This is a genomic window from Microcoleus sp. (assembly GCF_041354475.1).
Classification (GTDB): Bacteria; Cyanobacteriota; Cyanobacteriia; order Cyanobacteriales; family Microcoleaceae; genus Microcoleus.
Genome location: NZ_JBGJZU010000110.1, coordinates 1 through 17,621 on the forward strand (window position 1 = coordinate 1; position 17,621 = coordinate 17,621).

The 17,621-nt window shown below is 45.9% G+C and carries 14 protein-coding genes; 7 read left to right on the forward strand and 7 right to left on the reverse strand.

The annotated features are described in order from the left end of the window. Window positions 1-149: 149 nt before the first annotated feature. Both rsmG and ACBR23_RS26480 read right to left on the reverse strand, forming a co-directional pair. Window positions 150-869, reverse strand: coding sequence for a 16S rRNA (guanine(527)-N(7))-methyltransferase RsmG (rsmG, locus tag ACBR23_RS26475; protein WP_371120676.1), 720 nt, complete (start codon window positions 867-869; stop codon window positions 150-152). A 90-nt stretch (window positions 870-959) separates the two neighbouring features. After that, window positions 960-1,631, reverse strand: a complete 672-nt coding sequence (locus ACBR23_RS26480) for an ABC transporter ATP-binding protein (protein ID WP_340520709.1) — start codon at window positions 1,629-1,631, stop codon at window positions 960-962. 393 nt (window positions 1,632-2,024) lie between these two features. Here ACBR23_RS26480 and ACBR23_RS26485 point away from each other — a divergent pair, with 393 nt between their 5' ends. Both ACBR23_RS26485 and ACBR23_RS26490 read left to right on the forward strand, forming a co-directional pair. Then, entirely contained in the window at window positions 2,025-3,047 is a 1,023-nt protein-coding gene (locus ACBR23_RS26485; RefSeq protein WP_371115933.1) for a Sll0314/Alr1548 family TPR repeat-containing protein, read from the forward strand. 357 nt (window positions 3,048-3,404) lie between these two features. Further along, complete coding sequence (locus ACBR23_RS26490) at window positions 3,405-3,857, forward strand: DUF3531 family protein (protein ID WP_371115932.1); 453 nt, start codon at window positions 3,405-3,407, stop codon at window positions 3,855-3,857. A gap of 168 nt (window positions 3,858-4,025) precedes the next feature. Here ACBR23_RS26490 and ACBR23_RS26495 read toward each other — a convergent pair whose 3' ends face one another. Next, window positions 4,026-4,388: a phage holin family protein gene (locus ACBR23_RS26495; RefSeq protein ID WP_341735741.1), complete on the reverse strand. Its 363-nt coding sequence runs from the start codon at window positions 4,386-4,388 to the stop codon at window positions 4,026-4,028. Window positions 4,389-4,409: 21 nt separating this feature from the next. Beyond that, window positions 4,410-5,501, reverse strand: a complete 1,092-nt coding sequence (ychF, locus tag ACBR23_RS26500) for a redox-regulated ATPase YchF (RefSeq protein WP_371120677.1) — start codon at window positions 5,499-5,501, stop codon at window positions 4,410-4,412. Window positions 5,502-5,622: 121 nt separating this feature from the next. Between ychF and ACBR23_RS26505 the strand changes: the two genes are divergently transcribed. Beyond that, on the forward strand, window positions 5,623-5,817 hold the full coding sequence (locus ACBR23_RS26505) for a hypothetical protein (RefSeq protein WP_340520719.1): 195 nt from the start codon (window positions 5,623-5,625) through the stop codon (window positions 5,815-5,817). Window positions 5,818-5,846: 29 nt separating this feature from the next. Here the strand turns inward: ACBR23_RS26505 and ACBR23_RS26510 are convergent, their stop codons facing one another. Continuing rightward, window positions 5,847-6,506, reverse strand: coding sequence for an NAD(P)H-binding protein (locus tag ACBR23_RS26510; protein ID WP_340520721.1), 660 nt, complete (start codon window positions 6,504-6,506; stop codon window positions 5,847-5,849). A 38-nt stretch (window positions 6,507-6,544) separates the two neighbouring features. Here ACBR23_RS26510 and ACBR23_RS26515 point away from each other — a divergent pair, with 38 nt between their 5' ends. The 3 genes from ACBR23_RS26515 (at window position 6,545) to ACBR23_RS26525 (ending at window position 11,437) form a co-directional block, all read left to right on the forward strand. Next, the gene (locus ACBR23_RS26515; protein WP_371120678.1) at window positions 6,545-7,351 is read left to right on the forward strand and encodes a DUF1997 domain-containing protein; all 807 of its coding nucleotides are present in this window, start codon (window positions 6,545-6,547) and stop codon (window positions 7,349-7,351) included. Window positions 7,352-7,583: 232 nt separating this feature from the next. Beyond that, window positions 7,584-9,797 (forward strand): ATP-binding protein, encoded by a 2,214-nt coding sequence (locus tag ACBR23_RS26520; protein WP_371120679.1) that lies wholly within the window; start codon window positions 7,584-7,586, stop codon window positions 9,795-9,797. Window positions 9,798-9,973: 176 nt separating this feature from the next. Then, complete coding sequence (locus ACBR23_RS26525; protein WP_371120680.1) at window positions 9,974-11,437, forward strand: response regulator; 1,464 nt, start codon at window positions 9,974-9,976, stop codon at window positions 11,435-11,437. 102 nt (window positions 11,438-11,539) lie between these two features. Here the strand turns inward: ACBR23_RS26525 and hisG are convergent, their stop codons facing one another. Next, window positions 11,540-12,184, reverse strand: a complete 645-nt coding sequence (gene hisG, locus ACBR23_RS26530; protein WP_340520728.1) for an ATP phosphoribosyltransferase — start codon at window positions 12,182-12,184, stop codon at window positions 11,540-11,542. A 110-nt stretch (window positions 12,185-12,294) separates the two neighbouring features. Here hisG and rppA point away from each other — a divergent pair, with 110 nt between their 5' ends. Beyond that, window positions 12,295-12,981, forward strand: coding sequence for a two-component system response regulator RppA (gene rppA / locus ACBR23_RS26535; RefSeq protein ID WP_371115926.1), 687 nt, complete (start codon window positions 12,295-12,297; stop codon window positions 12,979-12,981). A gap of 106 nt (window positions 12,982-13,087) precedes the next feature. Here rppA and ACBR23_RS26540 read toward each other — a convergent pair whose 3' ends face one another. Further along, window positions 13,088-17,428 (reverse strand): PAS domain S-box protein, encoded by a 4,341-nt coding sequence (locus ACBR23_RS26540; protein WP_371120681.1) that lies wholly within the window; start codon window positions 17,426-17,428, stop codon window positions 13,088-13,090. Window positions 17,429-17,621 lie beyond the last annotated feature (193 nt).

The window sequence follows — 17,621 nt, forward strand, 5'->3', positions numbered from 1 at the left end:
ATTCACAAATGATTTAGGATTGCTATAGCAGTCCTAAATGAGTCGTAAAGTTTTTTACCCCACCCCAACCCTCCCCTTATTAAGGTCCGGGAGTAAGAAATTCACAAATGATTTAGGATTGCTATAGGACTGAAGTCCTCACTACAAACTTATACAAGTTTCCGCAAATAAACGCAGTGTCGCACACTATGACTCACGGGAGTTGTGAATGCTTCGACTGACTCAACTGTGCCGCCTAAAGGTTCGATCGCACTTTGCAACTCTGTCTCTTCTTCCGCCGTCCAATTACCTCGATAAAGCACAGCTAAACCGCCATTTTTGAGGAAAGGCAGGGCATATTTACCACAAACAGAGGCGGCTCCCACTGCTCGCAGAAACGCCAGATTGTAAGCTGCTTTGTGAGGTGGTTGCCGCCAAACTTCATCGGATCTCCCCAGCAAAGTCGCAGCATTTTTTACTGCTAATGATGGTAAAACTGTGTCCAGAAAATCAATTTTTTTGCGGGTAGAATCAAGCAAAGTAACTGATAAAGTGGGAAGTGCGATCGCCACAGGCAACCCTGGAAAACCTCCCCCAGTCCCGATATCGATGGCTTTGAGCAGCGACTGTGGAGGAAATTCGCGAATTTCCCCTAAATTATCATTAACTGGTAGCAGCTTCGCAATGCCCCGCAAAGAATCCCACAAATGTTTTTCCCAAAACTCGATCGGCTCAGTAATTCGAGTTAAATTTAAAGAGCGATTACCCTCAAGAATTAATTGGTAAAGTCGCTGAAAATGTTGCTGTTGTGAGTCATTCGGAACCCAATTCATGGATTCCTGCCACAACTGATTCATTTCCGGTAGCACGGGAATTGTAATCTGATTCATCTTTTATCCCTACTTTTTCTTGACCTACTCTCAACTAATGACCGATGACTAATGACTAATGACTAATGACTAATGACTAATGACTAATGACTAATGACTAACAAAGCTGGTTTCTTTAGCTTCTAATTTAGCCCGATCTACTTCCTGCAAATCCCCCCGTTCTAAAGTCCAAAATTTATCTGCAACACTCAATAAATCGCTAGCATCGTGAGTAACAATCAACAATGTCCAGTGATTTTTTAACTTACTCAGCAAGCTTACCAACTGTCGGCGCATCGACCAATCCAAACCCGCCGTCGGTTCGTCCAAAAGCAGCAAATGCGGCTGGCGAATTAGCTGTACCGCCAGCGCCACCCGTCGCTGTTGTCCTCCACTCAAAGCATGGGGAGAAGTGCTCAGTGGCAAATGTCCGAGTCCCACTTCACCCATGGCTTTGTTGATTTGTTCTTGTCCCAATTCTGGGTGTCCCAAGCGCAATTCTTCTAAAATTGTGCCTCCGCAAAAATGTCTTTCGGGAAATTGAAATACTAAACCTCCTAACTGTTGCAAGTGTTCGGGAGTTAATTCTTGTTCGCGCCAGCGGATGTCACCGCTAGTTTTTTCTGCTAAACCTGCTAATATTTCTAAGAAGGTACTTTTGCCTGAACCGCTGCGGCCGACTATCAGCCCCATTTGCTGGGATGGTAGTTCTAAATTGATGTTTTTGAGAATAGGATTCGGACAGGCTGTAGGATGATAGACTAGGTTTTTTAGATATAGCATGGGGAGAAGGAAGAAGGAAGAAGGAAGAAGGAAGAGGGAAGAGGGAAGAAAATATTTGTTCGCTCTTTAGTTAACTTCTTGGTTGTGCTATTAATAATTAAGGCTTTTTCTGGCTTGTGCCGATCGCTCACCATGATTTTACATAAATCTTTACAAAAATCGGCCGTTTTTTTTGAACTTGGGCGCTTGATTTTCAAATTGCTTTATGGTATATTTTAATAATGGAAGTATGTACAATTTTTTTATAAATGCTCATATTCCCATTATTAAATTATAGGGCAATAGCCCGCAAAAATCAAGACCATCGTATCATTTTTTGAGTCGCGGCCCCGAAGTCTGAAATTTTAACTTTCCGATTCCCAGTGAAAATTTATTGCCTTCACAGAATTGACGATGATGAAAACCATTTTAGCGTCCCTTGGCAAACAAATTAGCAGAAATAAACAGACAGTGGGGACGATGGCCAGTATGGCGATCGCCTTGAGTATGTGCATCAACTCAGCATTAGCGGGCGATCCGTTTCGCTCGACATACCCACAGGCGATCGGACCCAAAACCGAAACCGCCTTCAAAACAATGTTTCAGCAAGGAAACTACAAAACAGCAAAAGCTCAAGTTCAACAAGCACTATCCTCCGAACCAAACGAGCCACTAGCCTATGCAATGGCAGCCTCATTATCCTACATCGAGCAAGACTTAAACTCGATGAATTCCTACGCGCAAAAAACCCGCGAAATCGGCGAACAACTGAGTAAAACAAATCCCCTACGTGGCAACATTTACACCGCAGCAGGTCACTTTCTAGAAGGAGCAAATGTCATAGCCAAAGAAGGAACAGCCAAAGGCGCACCCCAAGCACTCAACAAACTGCGAGTCGTATTTCAATATCTAGATGCCGCCGAAAAAATAGCTCCCAACGACCCAGAACTCAACTTAATCAAAGGCTACATGGATTTAATGCTAGCCACCAACCTGCCCTTTTCCAACGCCAGCGACGCCATTCAAAGACTAGAACAAAAAGCCTCTCCCCGCTACTTAGCCTATCGGGGAATGTCCGTAGGCTATCGAGACCTAAAAAAATACGACTCAGCCCTAGAATTTGCCAACAAAGCACTGGCAGAAACACCCCAAAATCCCGAAATTCTTTATCTAAAAGCCCAAATCTTATTTACTCAGGCAAAGGGTAAAGATGGCAAAGAATATAATAAAACTTTACTAGAAGAAGCTCGCAAAAACTTTGATGCTTCCTTGGCAAAATCCGATCAATTACCGAGAAGTTTAGTTGCTGAAATTTTCTTTCAGCAGTGCAGAACCCGCAACCGTCTCGACAATAAAACTCGTGACTGCGACCCAATGCGCGATAAAATTCGAGATGCAGACGGTATCTGGGGACCGGCGGCCTTACCACCATTATAAACAAAAGGAAGAGAGCCCTTTGACCCTTTGACTTCGCTCAGGGTACAAATCAGGAAGAAGTAAAAAGATTGATGTGGGAATGCAGTTATACCAATTTAATGGGTCGTTGGATATATCTCGATCCCCCTCGTATCCCCACCTCCCCCTAGCCCCCCACCCCCCCCTGCCCCCCCCAAGGGGGGATGGGAGATGGGGGAAGGGGGACGAAAGATCGGAATCTTGTCCCCCCCTTATTAAGGGGGGTTAGGGGGGATCGGATTCTATGCAGTCTCATAAAAAATTGGTATTACTGCATTTGAGCGATTGAGAATGTCCTAACCGTCTTCGCGGTTGTCAAATAACAAAAGATAAAACTTGATGAAAGTACAGTTTCGCGAATTTAATCCCTTTGACTTGTGGATTTGGCTGAAGTTTAGCAATGTGCCTTCCAATGGTGAAAAACAGTACGTTGAAGAGGTGTTTGATTCTTGGTTTTTCTTAGGAAAACTAGGAGGATTTAATGCGGAAAACCTGCAAGTGCAAGATGAGGGGTTAGATATCAATGATATGGATTACGATGTTAATCTTGCCGATGGGAGCATGATGGCTTTGATGCACAATATGGGAGAGATGGAGTACGAGGGAGTTTGGGCTCGTTGTTGGTTTGATTTGGGGACTAGCGATGCGATCGCCCTCGATGTTTTGATTAATGTTTTCCAGCAACTTAGCAAAGAATTTGTGACGGTAGAAGAGCTAATTATAGGCGGTGAAAATATAGATTGGCCAGTTCAAAACAGGAGGAATAGAGAGGGTTTTGAGCCTGATAATTAGCTAATAAATATGTTTTTATACTCGTTACTAGGCTCTGCCTAGTAACACATATCTGGAGGCTCTGCCTCCAATTTTTCTGCTATAAAAAAGAGACAGAGCCTATGGGGACTGATTCCTAGGCTCTGCCTAGAAACCAGTGATAAATAAATTCCCCTAACTTACTTGTAATTACCTATTAAGCATTGGTCCCAATATCTTAAAGAGAAAAGAGTTGACAAAACCAAGAGCCATAGCCCCAATTAAAGCACTCCAAATACCATGTCGTAAGCGGAATCCATCTACTAGCCAAGCTGCCAATCCAAAGATAATGGCGTTGACAACAACCATAAACAAACCGAATGTCAGCCAGATTAATGGTAAGGTTAAGCCAGTCACTAACGGTTGAACTAGAACATTCAGCAATCCAAAAACCGCTGCCGAAATCATCGCTTTTCCAAAAGTGTCAATATCTACCCCAATTGGCAACTTGGAAATAATAAAAAAGCTCACCGATGTTACCAACCAAGCAATTGCCAGCGAAACAATATTCATGTGCCAATCTCCCTGAGAAAGCTAAACATTAAATCGGAACAACAGCACATCCCCCTCTTGTACAACATACTCTTTACCTTCACTGCGAACCAGGCCTTTTTCCTTAGCCGCATTCATCCCACCCGTGGTAACTAAATCTTGATAGGCCACAGTTTCAGCCCGGATGAAACCGCGCTCAAAATCGGAGTGAATTACCCCCGCAGCTTGCGGTGCCAACATTCCGGCGATAATCGTCCAAGCACGAGTTTCTTTTGGCCCGCTAGTAAAATAAGTCCGCAAACCTAACAATTCGTAAGTAGCTCGAATCAGAGATTTTAAGCCACCTTCTTTCACCCCCAGAGATTCTAGGAAATCTGTGCGTTCTTCCTCGGATAACTCCACCAATTCTGACTCAACTTGTGCCGAAACTATAACAACCTTAGCATTTTCTGCTGCTGCTACTGCCCGCACCTGTTCCACATAGCTATTTCCTGTGGCCAAATCATCCTCAGATACGTTGGCAGCATAGATAATGGGTTTATTGGTTAGTAATTCCAAACCTTTGACTAACTCAGCTTCCTCCTGGGTGAAACTGTACTGTCGTGCTGGTTTACCCGCATTCAAAACTGCGACCAATTTTTCTAGGATGTCTACTTCTGCCTGAGCTTCTTTATTGTTGCGGGCTAGCTTACGAGTGCGATCGAGCCTGCGTTCAATTTGAGCTAAATCTGCGAGAATTAATTCGAGATTTATAATGTCAATATCTCGGAGGGGATCGACAGAACCCGCAACGTGAATGATATCATCATTGTCAAAACAGCGGACAACATGGGCGATCGCATCTACAGCCCGAATATGAGACAAAAATTGATTTCCCAATCCTTCCCCCTGACTCGCCCCCTTCACCAAACCTGCAATATCCACAAACTCCATCCGCGTCGGCACTGTTTGCGCGGAATTGCAAATATCGCTCAGCACCTTCAACCGTTCGTCTGGCACTGCCACGATACCCGTATTTGGCTCGATCGTACAGAAAGGAAAATTAGCAGCAGTCGCCTTGGCATTAGCAACCAGGGCATTAAACAAAGTAGATTTGCCAACATTAGGCAGTCCGACAATTCCGGCGGTAAGCATGGCTATTTAGAAACGTATCACTGTTTCAAAATATCATAAGCAATACCAATATATTTGACTTGTCTGTGCTCGCTTCTACAGCTAAGCTTGTATAAATACGTAACTTGAGGTAGATGGCTCCATGGTTAACAAGTTGTTAAGCAAATTAACGATCGCTGCTGGGTTGTCTTTGCCACTGGTGGCGCTGGCAGCATCTAGCGTTTTCGCTCAGATGGTGAAAGTTTCGGTGGTTAACAACAGTGGCAAAACTATGACTGGTAGTTCACATAACCATCGACTCCTCCCCCTCAGCACACCAGAGTCCCGACTGCTTTAATAAATCAGGACTCCGATCGCCAACTCGTTTTACATCACACTGGCAAATAACTGCTCGAAACTCTTTTGGGGAGCCTCCGACTTCGCCACAATCTCCACTAGCTTATTGCGAGAAGCCGGCTCAAATAGGGCTTCCACGCACACTTGAGCTACCTTAGTGCGGGGAATGCTACCATCTGATAGTTTGTCCGCTGACTCCATGACGATCGCATCAGAATTATCCTCATTTTTGAGACCACCCGGTCGGACAATGGTAAAAGTCAAGCCACTTTTTTGCAAATAATCCTCAGCTTGCTTTTTCCACACCAGAATCAGCCAAAACAAATTCAGGGGGTGAAAAAAGTTTGAGACGCACAGAGATGTCACCAGCACAAAATGCTCTATTCCCTTAGCCTTAGCTGCATCCACCAAATTTTTGGTTCCCTCAAAATCCACCCGATAGGGCAATGTGGGGTCAAAACCAGGGGCTGCACCCGTGGCGCACAGCAATACCGTACTATCACCGATGGCATCGGCAAGAGAAGTTGCATTTAATACATCTCCCGTGACTAACTCAGCTTCCGGGGGTAAAATTTGCCTAGCTGTCTCTAAATTACGGACTAGAGCACGTACCGGAATCCCGCGCTTTACCAATTCTGTGACAATTCGGCGGCCTGTTTGACCTGTGGCTCCTGCTACAAATGCTTTCATAAGTCGAGTTATGCTGAACAAGGGTCAATTTTGTTGCTATGAGCAACTATCAATTTATTAATTGTAGGGAGTTTCCGAACTTGCCACATCCCCCCGATCGATCGGCATCGTCTATAACAGGAGAGCAAACCATGAAGCAGGATTCCACTGAATATCCAACCGTTGAGACTTCTGAGGAAATTTGCTACCCAGAAGGGAGTTTCCAGCTACCGTCGAGTGGAGGTGCAGATGTCGCCGAGGAAGCAGAGCTGATTTGGTTTAGTACACATTTTGAAGACAGCATGGAGATGTATGCTGATGCTGCTACGGTGGCGCAGCATTTGAACAACCATAAGAGTTGGTTTTCTCAGTGTGCTTTGCCCATGAAGGCTGAGCCGATCGGAGAAAATGGTTATGATTTATTAATCGGGCGTTTTGGTGCTTTCGGCTACCGCGTGGAAGCGAGAATTGGTTTAGAATTACTACCGCCTGATGCGCGAGGCACTTATTTGATTAAAACAATTCCGATTCCGAATTATACGCCACCGGGATATGAAGTTAATTTTTGCTCCGCTATGAATTTGGTGGAAGTATCTGCGGAGGAGTTTGCCAAAAATTGGCAAGGTGCCGATCGCTCTCAATTACCGCCTCTGATTACCATTGCTGGGTGGAAGCTGGATTTAGCTGTGGGAGTTTCCTTTCCGAAATTTATTCGTTCGATGTCGGAATCGTTAATAAAAAAAACCGGTGAAGGAATTCTGGAAACAATTATCAAACAAGTTAACCGCCGCTTGACGTATAAAACTCAGCTTGTTTTTCATGAAAATTTAGACATTCCTTTTCCGAAAAAGCCTCATAAACATTAAGTGCGATCGCTCTGAATGTGGATGAATGTTTCAGTAAAAAAAAGCACACTGAACGACCCGGTTTCCCGAAAAAACCGGGTTATTATTTGGGTTGGTGGTGGATATTTAATCAATCAAAGCCAGTGTCTAAGATCACAAACTAGATCGATCGCCCTCACTGTCAAAAATCATCAAAGTATGTCAAATTAAATAAATAATTTTAAAATACTTTTTTCCAGTTTCTTAAAAAAATATGACCACAAAACTAAGAGCTACCAACACAGAAAAAATGGAGAGAGACTTACAGCAGTTGAGGGCAGACCAAGAATTGATTCTCAACCAAGTAGACAATGCGATCGCTCTGTTCGACTCCTCTGACAGCTTAGTTTTGTTTAACCAAAAATTGGCCGGAACCTGGGGAATCGCCCCAGAATGGCTGGCAACCAAGCCCAAGTCATACCTGCTGTTTGCCGAAATAGTCGATCGGGGTTACTGGTCAATTCAGCAATGGGAACAGTTTCAGCAAGCACTAGAAAAAACTGTAGATGAAAATTTATCATTTTATTTCCAGCAATCCAATGGGGTTTGTTTAGAAGTATGTGCGACTATCACCCACAGCGGCGGACGGCTATTTACATTTAGAGACGTTACCATATACCACAACTCTCAAGCTAGCTTAAACGCCGAAGTCAGACGCTTGACATTTCTCCTAGGTTTAACTGAACGACTGCAAAACTCGAAAAGTTTGCAAGAAATCGGTCAATTTGCCCTCAGCTATCTAGTAGAAGCCATGAATGCAGCCTTCGGAGATGTGAAGGTGATTAGCGGCAAGGGAAACGAACGACAAGCCGCAGCAATTTCTAACCAAGTTTCCACTCAATTTCTGGCTAGTTACGGGGAACCAGTAGCCGCAGGTATGCAAGAACTCCTCGACAAAGGTATTCCCTACGGCACCGGTTTGTTGTGGGAAGTAGTAGCAACTGGTAAACCTTTGTTTGTGGAGGATTATGCCAAGCATCCCAATGCAGTGCCGCAATTTCGGCACCCAGGCATCGGTCAATTGGGCATTTTCCCGATCGCAGCCACCGACGGTACAATTATCGGCGTACTAACCCTGGAGTCCCGCAACGTCAAAAAACTACAAACCCCACTCCACCAAGACGTACTCGAAGCTGCTTGTCGGACTCTGGGAGCCGCCATCGAGCGGGCCCAGGCACAAGAAGACTTGCGCCAAGTTAACCAACAATTAGAATATTCTTCTCAGTTGAAATCCGAGTTTCTGGCATCGATGTCCCACGAATTGCGGACACCTCTCAACAGCATTCTCGGCTTTTCTGACTTGCTACTGCGGCAAACAGCCGGACAGTTGAGCAACCGACAAGTCCAGTACGTAGAATTGATTGAAAAAAGCGGCCAGCACTTGTTGCAGCTCATCAATGATATTCTCGACCTTTCTAAAATTGAAGCTGGCAAAACAGAGCTGAATTTACAGCCGGTTCGCGTTCACGAACTGGCTACGGACTGTCTGAAAATGATTCAGCCGCGGGCTGACAAAAAACGCATTGCTTTGTCTTTGGAACTGGACTACCGCATTACTAAGGTTTTGCTCGACGAACGGCGAGTGCGACAAATTGTGATTAATTTACTTTCCAATGCCATCAAATTTACCCCAGAGCAGGGGAAAGTGAAACTCAGCGGGCGTTTGGCCTACGGTAATGAAATTAACGGCGATTATCGCCCTGACTGTTCTCCTGTCAATGCCAGCACACCTTATTTTTGTTTTGAGGTCAAAGACTCCGGTATCGGCATTCCTGAAGACCGCTGGCACTTGTTGTTTCGACCTTTTCAACAGGTGGATTCTTCTCTGACTAAGCGCCACGAAGGTACTGGTTTGGGCTTGGCTTTGACTAAACGACTGGCAGAATTGCACGGGGGGACTGTTTCTTTTCAGTCTAGTTGCGATCAGGGAAGTCGGTTCCGCGTTTGGCTACCTTTGACGGAGATGCGTCAAGAGTTGGCAATATCTGTGGCTTCTTCCCTAGACTCCGGTTTTAGCTCTGCCTCTGCGATGCCTTTACCGATTGGTAGCAAGCGGATTTTGGTTGTCGAAGACCAGCCTTTTAACCAAATGTTGATTTCTGAGGTGCTGGAATTGGAGGGCTATGTGGTAGAGATGATTGTGGATGGTTCGTCGATGCTCGATCGGATGGCGGTGGCGATTAACGCCCCGGAGTTACTGCCGGATTTGATTTTGATGGATATTCAGTTACCGGGTGTTGATGGCTTTGAGTTGATGCGACGAGTTAAGGCAGATCCTGTGTGGAAGTCTGTGCCGATGATTGCGGTAACTGCAATGGCGATGCCGGGGGATCGCGATCGCTGTTTGGAAGCTGGAGCTTGTGATTATTTGAGCAAGCCGCTGGATCTGAATTTGGCGATCGCTACAGTCCGTTCTTTTCTTAGTTAAAAAATATTACAATTTATTACGGGAAAGGCTAGACTCAATAGTAGAGAAATATTGACAATTGCGTAAGTCCTGATGGACATTCAAGTTGAATGCTAGGGAACCTAGCTCAGCTATTTTTATAGATTTCAGGGGCATCAGTCTTGCCGATCGGTGACACACTTTACCAATCATATTCAATGTCAAATAAGTCGCCCTATATTCTGTTGGTTGATGATGAGCCAGCTAATCTGATTTTACTCGAAGAATTGTTGCACTTGAAAGGATACACTACTTTTTCCGCAGTATCTGGCAACGAAGCACTTTCCCTGGCCAGAGTCCATCGACCTGACTTGATTTTACTCGATATTATGATGCCGGAACTCAACGGCTTTGATGTATGCGATCGCCTGCGGAAAGATCCGACTTTGCAAACAGTACCCATAATTTTTTTAACAGCCCTTGATGACGATACCTCTAGGATCAAAGGGTTAGAAATGATGGCAGATGATTATTTAACCAAACCTTTTAACAGTCGCTTGTTGTTGGCCAAGGTTGAGAATATTTTGCAGTTGAGCCAAATGCGATCGCAAGTTGTCTCTTCTGAATTCAACCAGCAGGTAAAAGAGCAAAGCAAACGCCAAATCGCCGCTGCTTGGGAGGCTAACGAGTATCTTTCCGAAAAATTTCACCTATTTGTACCGGAACAGTTGCTCGAACGAATTGCCCCTCAAGGAGTAGAATCTATTCAGTTGGGAAATGTCACAGAAGAAGAGTTGACTATCTTATTTTGCGACATTCGCGGCTTTACGGCGATCGCCGAATCTCAAGAAGCACGCGAAACATTTGAATGGCTGAATGCTTTATTTACTAAAATGAGTGATTGCATTAGTTCCCACGGAGGTTTTATTGACAAATACCTAGGCGATGCAATTATGGCAGTTTTCGATCGGCCCAATTCTCACGCTAGAGATGCGATCGAAGCCTCCGTAGCCATCCAAAAAAGTTTGCAAGAATTTAATGCCGATCGCCACAAATACAATTTATCATCTCCAGTCAATATCGGTACAGGAATTCATACAGGTATAGGCATGATTGGCACTTTAGGGTCCGATCGTCGCATGGATTCTACGGTGATTGGCGATGTTGTTAATACAGCTTCTCGCTTAGAAAACTTCACTAAAATATACGGCTGCACAATTATTGTTAGCGAAAAAGCCCTCCTCCATGCCAGAGAATTTGTCAACACCATCAATTCTCACTCAGGTTCCCAGGAACATATTCTATTAAAGTGCGAATTGGAAGGAAAAGCTCAGGAGAGCATTCTTGCTAGTTCTCAGACAACAGTCATGGACAGCCAGTTGCCCAGTACAAATTATTATTATCGCTGGATAGATAGAGTAACGCCACGGGGAAAACAGCAAGCTATTGACATCTATGAAGTTTGGAGTTCTTCCAGTCCTGACTGTGAGGTAAAACAGCTTACCCAGGCACTATTTAACAAAGGAATTCAAGGGTGGCAAGCGGGAAAATATGTCGCCGCTTTGGGATATTTCCAGCAACTAGCAGCCCAAAACCCTGTGGATACAGTGGTGAATCTTTACATAGAAAGATGTCAACAAAAACTGGGTTTATTGCCAGCATCTCAAAACCCTAATTCTTAAAAAATTAGAAGTTCTACAACTGCTATTTTTTACCCGTTAAATTCTGGTTGAGTCAGTTGGGCCAGCAAAGCGCCGCCCTTCTGCCTTCCGCCTTCGGCTAAATCAAACCGCAGCCAAAACTTGCTCTCTCATTTTGCCAATCACCTCATTCACACCACCGGAATTCAAACGGTAACTCAAAGGATGACCAATCAAATAAGCCGTACTGTGAAACAAAACATCAATCTCAACCAAACCATTTTCCTGTAAAGTTTTGCCCGTCGCCACCAAATCCACAATTGCCTCCGACATTCCCGTAATCGGTCCCAATTCCACAGAACCATAAAGCGGCACAATTTCGACTGGCAAATTCAAATTATGAAAATATTCCCTAGCACAGTTTACGAATTTAGAAGCAACTCTACCATGAGGAGGTAAGTCCACACTTCTGCGGTAAGAACTAGATTTTTTCACTGCCACAGATAGCCGACATTCACCAAATTTTAAATCAATTAAGCTGGCAACTTTTGGCTGTTTTTCCCGCAAAACATCATAGCCGGAAATCCCCAAATCCGCTTGACCATATTCCACATAAACCGGCACATCATGGGTTCTGACTAGCAAAGCTTTTGCAGTTCCGGTAGGGTCATAAATTTGAAGCTGGCGGTTAGATGAATCCAAAAAAGCACTGAAGTCTAATCCAACAGCTTTAAACAGTCGAATGCTATCTGCTAACAGTCCACCTTTGGGAAGTGCTACGGTAATCATAAAAATACTCGGTAAGTGGGAAACAAGTGCGGCTTGAGCCTAGAGAGGGAAAGGACTTTTTCCTAGACTACAATAGCACAAATTGTTCCAATCTAAAATCTAAAATCAGAATGCGGATTCTTTTAGTTGATGATGAAGTTGAGTTAACTGACCCCTTGAGTCGAGTTTTAACCCGCGAGGGTTACAGGGTTGATGTGGCTTTTGATGGCGCAACGGGCAAAAATTTAGCAATTCAGGGCAATTATGATTTGCTAATTTTGGATTGGATGTTGCCTCAGAAAACAGGATTGGCAATTTGTCAACAATTGCGATCGCAAGGACGGAATACACCAGTCCTATTTCTCACCGCCAAAGATACCCTAGATGACCGCGTACAAGGATTGGATGCCGGTGCAGACGACTATCTCGTAAAACCTTTTGAATTGCGAGAACTCCTCGCCAGGGTCCGGGCCTTATTGCGACGACCTCCGACTTTTGATGCTGATGTGGGTGTGGGAAGGCTACAAGTTGGTGATTTGCAACTAGACTACGACAATCAATTAGCTTATCGGGGCGATCGCACCATTGACTTATCCGAAAAAGAATGTCAGTTGTTAGAATATTTAATGCGCCATCCCGGTCAATTGCTGACCCATGAACAAATCCACCAATATTTGTGGAATGAAGCAGAAAAACCCAGCAGCAATGTATTAGCTGCTCAAATTCGCCTACTACGCCGCAAAATAGAAGCCCCTCGCGAATCTGTGCTGATTCACACAGTCTATGGCAGAGGTTATCGGTTTGGGGAAGGAAGTTAAAAATATGGCTAATAGGAATTAAGCACAGTTTAAACTTAAAATTCAAATTCAAACTTGGAGACTATTCAGAAGCCAACTAAATTTCTGAATACCCCTACAACCTTGTTCAATTTCGCCGGCACATACGAGCAACCACTGCCACAATCTCTTGGGGATCGATCGGCTTAGCCATGTGATTTTGAAACCCAGAAGCGATGGCTTTTTGTTGGTCTTGCTCTCCCGCGTAAGCAGTCAGAGCGATTGCCGGAATCTGCCGAACTCGATCGCCCAGGGATTGGCGAACTTCAGCAATCAGCGCGTAGCCGTCCATCTCTGGCATTCCAATGTCACTCAACAGAATATCAAAAGACACCGTAGAAAGCAGTTGCAAAGCCTGGATAGCTGAGCCAACAGCAGTCACTTCTGCTCCCGCTTGCTTCAACACAAAAGCCAAAAAATCGCGGGAATCCGGGTTATCCTCCACCACCAACACATCCAGATTTTCCAGGAGAAGGTCCTTAGAGGGAGCCAAAGTGGTGTCAGCAACTTCCTCAGCCAAATTTACAGTGTCCAAGATGGGCAATTCCAGAGTGAACGTTGCTCCCTGATTCTCCCCCCTACTCTCCACCCAAATTCTGCCACCGTGAAGTTCCGCAATTTGACGCGCAATTGCCAATCCCAATCCCAAACCACCAAACTGGCGCGTAGTAGCTCCATCTTCCTGGCGGAAATGCTCAAACACATAGGGGAGAAACTCCGAGTTGATACCCTTGCCCGTATCTCTCACTTGCAGTTGGGCATAGCCCTTAGTCTCAGTGAGATCGACTCTCACCACTCCTCCTGTTGGGGTAAATTTAACCGCATTTGACAACAGATTCCACACCACCTGCTGCAATCGCCCCCCATCTCCATAAACTTTTTTAATGTTAGGTTCCACATTGACTTCAATGTGAATCGACTTAGCTTCTGCTGCTAGTCGTACCGTTTCGATCGCCGCCGAAACCACAAAAGACAAATTCACCGGCATCGGCACCATGGTCAATTTGCCACGCATAATACGAGAAATATCCAGCAAATCTTCAATTAACTGGGATTGAAGTTGGGCATTGCGTTCGATCGTCTCTAGTGCTTGTGCCCTTTTGGCTCCATCCAACTTGCCACGGCGTAAAAGTCTTGCCCAGCCAAGGATCGGGTTGAGAGGCGATCGCAACTCATGAGACAACACAGCCAAAAACTCATCTTTAATTCGGTTAGCATTTTCGGCGGCTTCCCGTGCACTCTGTTCCCGTTGCAGAACTTGTTCCCGTTCAGATTCAATGCGCTTGCGTTCGCTAATGTCATAGGAGATGCCAATTAACCCAATCACAACTCCGGCCTCATTCCGGTAAGGCGCTTTCATCCCCAGAAAAGTCCGAATCCCATCAGGAGACTCTTCAACCACTTCTGTCTGTCCAGATGCCATAATGCGTCGATCGTTTTCCATAACCCTTTCCCCCAGATCAGATGAGGGATAGAAATCGCGATCGCGATAGCCAACCACCTCCGAAGCAGATTTACCGAGCACCTCCAGGGTAGCGGGATTAGCATAAATAATCCGTCCTTCCCGGTCTTTCACGAAGATGGGGGTGGGCGCTGACTCATTAATCACTTCTAAAATCGCATTTTTTTGCCGTAGTTCTTCTTCAACTTGCTTGCGATCGGTCACATTTCTAAAATAGGTAGTTATCCCATGGGCCGCAGGATAGCAGTGAACTTCGTACCAGCGATTTTGGTCAGGGTAAAACCCAGTCAGTGAAGCACTCACGCGATGTTTCATCACGCCCCAGTAAAGCTGCTCAAACTCACTACCAATCAGACCCGGAAACTCTAACCAGAAGTTTTTGCCCAGCAAGTCAGCCGGGGTACGATCGAGCAAAAATTCTGCCTGGGGATTCACGTAGGTAAACCGCCAATCTTCATCGAGAGCGAAGAATCCATCGCTAATACTCTCCAAGATATTTCGGATGCGCTCTTCGCTAGAGAGCAAAGCCTTTTTAGCTTGTTCCCGTTCAACCTCCATGCGCTTGCGATCGCTAATATCGGTGAACAGAATCGCGACTTTTCGCTCCTGGGGCTGGCCGATGGGGAAGGCATAAACATCGAACCAACGATTCATCGCTTCAGAGCCATTTTCAAAGCGCATGGATTCGCCTGTGAGCGCAATTTTGCCATAGGTTTCCACCCAATGATCTTCTAGATTGGGAACGAGCTGACGTGCAGTTTTACCAGTCGCCTGTTGTAGTCCCGTTTGGTTCTCGAATGCTGGATTGATTTCCAAAAAGCGGTAATCGATCGGCTGATTGTTCTGGTCAAATAGCACTTCAATCACCGAAAAGCCTTCATCAATCGATTCAAACAGGGTTCGATAGCGTTCCTCCGATTGGCGTAAGGCAGACTCGGATTGTTTGCGATCGTCAATATCAATCACCGAGCCAATGTAGCCTTTAAATTCACCTTCAGGTCCAAACCAGGGACTAGCGGCATAGATCGCCCAAATATAGCGACCGTCAGAGCCACGCAAGCGATACTCGATTCGGAACACATCATGACGCTCGTTGGCAGCCATGAACATCTGTTGAGTAAACTGACGGTCGTCTGGATGTGTTGCGTTCAACCACCCAAATCCCAAACCCGTTGCTTCAGTCTGTCCTGTAAATTCATACCAGCTTTGGCTCAAATAGGTGCAGTAGCCCGTTTCGTCTGTAACCCAGATCATACAGGGAGCATTGTCTGCCATGTTGCGAAATTTCTCTTCACTGACTCGCAGTGCCGCTTCTGCCTGTTTGCGATCGGTGATGTCTCGCGTCACCCCTGCCACCGCTTCTACCGCGCCGTTTTCGTCGAAGAGTGGCACGAAAATGTGCTCATAGGCTCGCGTCCCAAATCCGCTCGTGTAGGGAGTCTCATCCTTGAGCTGTTTGCCGGTCTCCATGACTTGCTGAATTTGATTTTGCAGCTTGGTTGCTAAGTCGGTTGGGTAATCCAGTTCAAAAAAGTTTTTCCCCATAGCTTCAGCCGCTGTTTTTTGCCACAGATGCAGCAACGGGGGATTGACATAGGTGAATCTTCCTGACAAATCAAAGGTGTAAATAAAATCTGGGACTGAAGATGCGATCGCATCGAATTTGCGCAATTCTCGTTCCAGTTCGCCGGACATTTGTCGCAAAGCTGCTTCTGCTTGTTTGCTGTCGTGAATATCCACCGAAGCACCAACCCAATGTGTGATTTGGCCATGGGCATCGCGCAACGGAGTAGCTTCATTCAAAAACCAGCGAAACTGATTGTCATATCGCCGCAGCCGATGTTCGGAACGGATGTTGATGCCAGCGGCCATGGCGCGAGCAATTTCTTGAATGACGCGAGAATGATCGTCAGGGTGATGCACATTTTCCGCCCAGTTTTCCCGCTTCAACTCATTCAGCGACTTGCCGAAATAATCGACAAAGGTTTGATTCAGGTACACCACTTCTCCCGTCGCATCCAACATCCAGACATGATGGGTGGAGAGTTCCGTCAGCGTGCGATATTTTGCTTCAGATTCGCGCAGACTGTCGCTAGCTCGATCGCGCTGCAGGACAATACTAGCGATTTGAGTCCCAAAGTTAGCGAGTCGGTATTCCCAATCCGTCGGCATCCGCGGCTCACCAAAGCAAAGCATTAAAGACCCCAGTGGCAGATGATCTAAGCCCACAATAGGCGAGGAGTGACAAGCCAGCACACCATGAACCACACATAAGTCTCGCCATTGCTGGGACCAACTATCGTCCTTGGCGATATCGACACAGATGATAGGCCCAACGCGATATACCGCCTCTCCACAGGTCCCGATCGCCAGTTCATTAATGGGCGCATCTTTGAGTCCTAGACTAAAGCCCGTGGGAAAATCTGGGGCGATCGAGTTGTGAAACGTTTGTCGCGTCGCATCCGCCAGTAGGATGCAGGCGCGGACTTGGGGATTCAACTTCGACACGGAGGTACACAAAGCCGATAAACATTCCTCCAGGGGTTTCCCGGTAGCAGTTAGTTCCAGCAGTCTTTTCTCCTCTACCAGCACCAGTTCTGCTTGCTGGCGATCGCTAATATTTTCAAGCAGATGGAGATTCCCTGGAAGGGCTTCGGCGAAAGCTTCACGGATGGCTTCTGTTTCTCGCCGCGCCATTTGCTCTTGCTGCAAGGCCAATTCAGCCATCTGACGCAGATGAATATTTTGCAAAGCAGCGGCGCTGAAGCTTGCCAGACTGGTGATTAACCGTTCGTCTTCGCGATCGAACTGACGCTGCTGATTGTGAGAAATCAGCCATATAGTGCCTAACTTTCGATCGCCCGCCCTAATCGGAAATAGCAAGCTTTCAGCGATCGGAAACTGTGGATGATGTAGGTAGTTGAAATACTCCCCGGCGTAAACGCACGGGGATTCTTTACGCTTCATCGACTGACGCTACCTTCATAGTCTTACTCTGTCTCTGCGTACATTTAGAGTCGTGGCGATTCCCCATGGTTGAGTCGAGGGGGGATATTATTCCCCGCCCCTCTCAGTTAGATCCGGACGTGCTGGTTTCCCCGCATCCGGCTCCCGATGTTCTTGGCTTTCGCCTTTGTTCATGTGGATATAATCGTGGCAG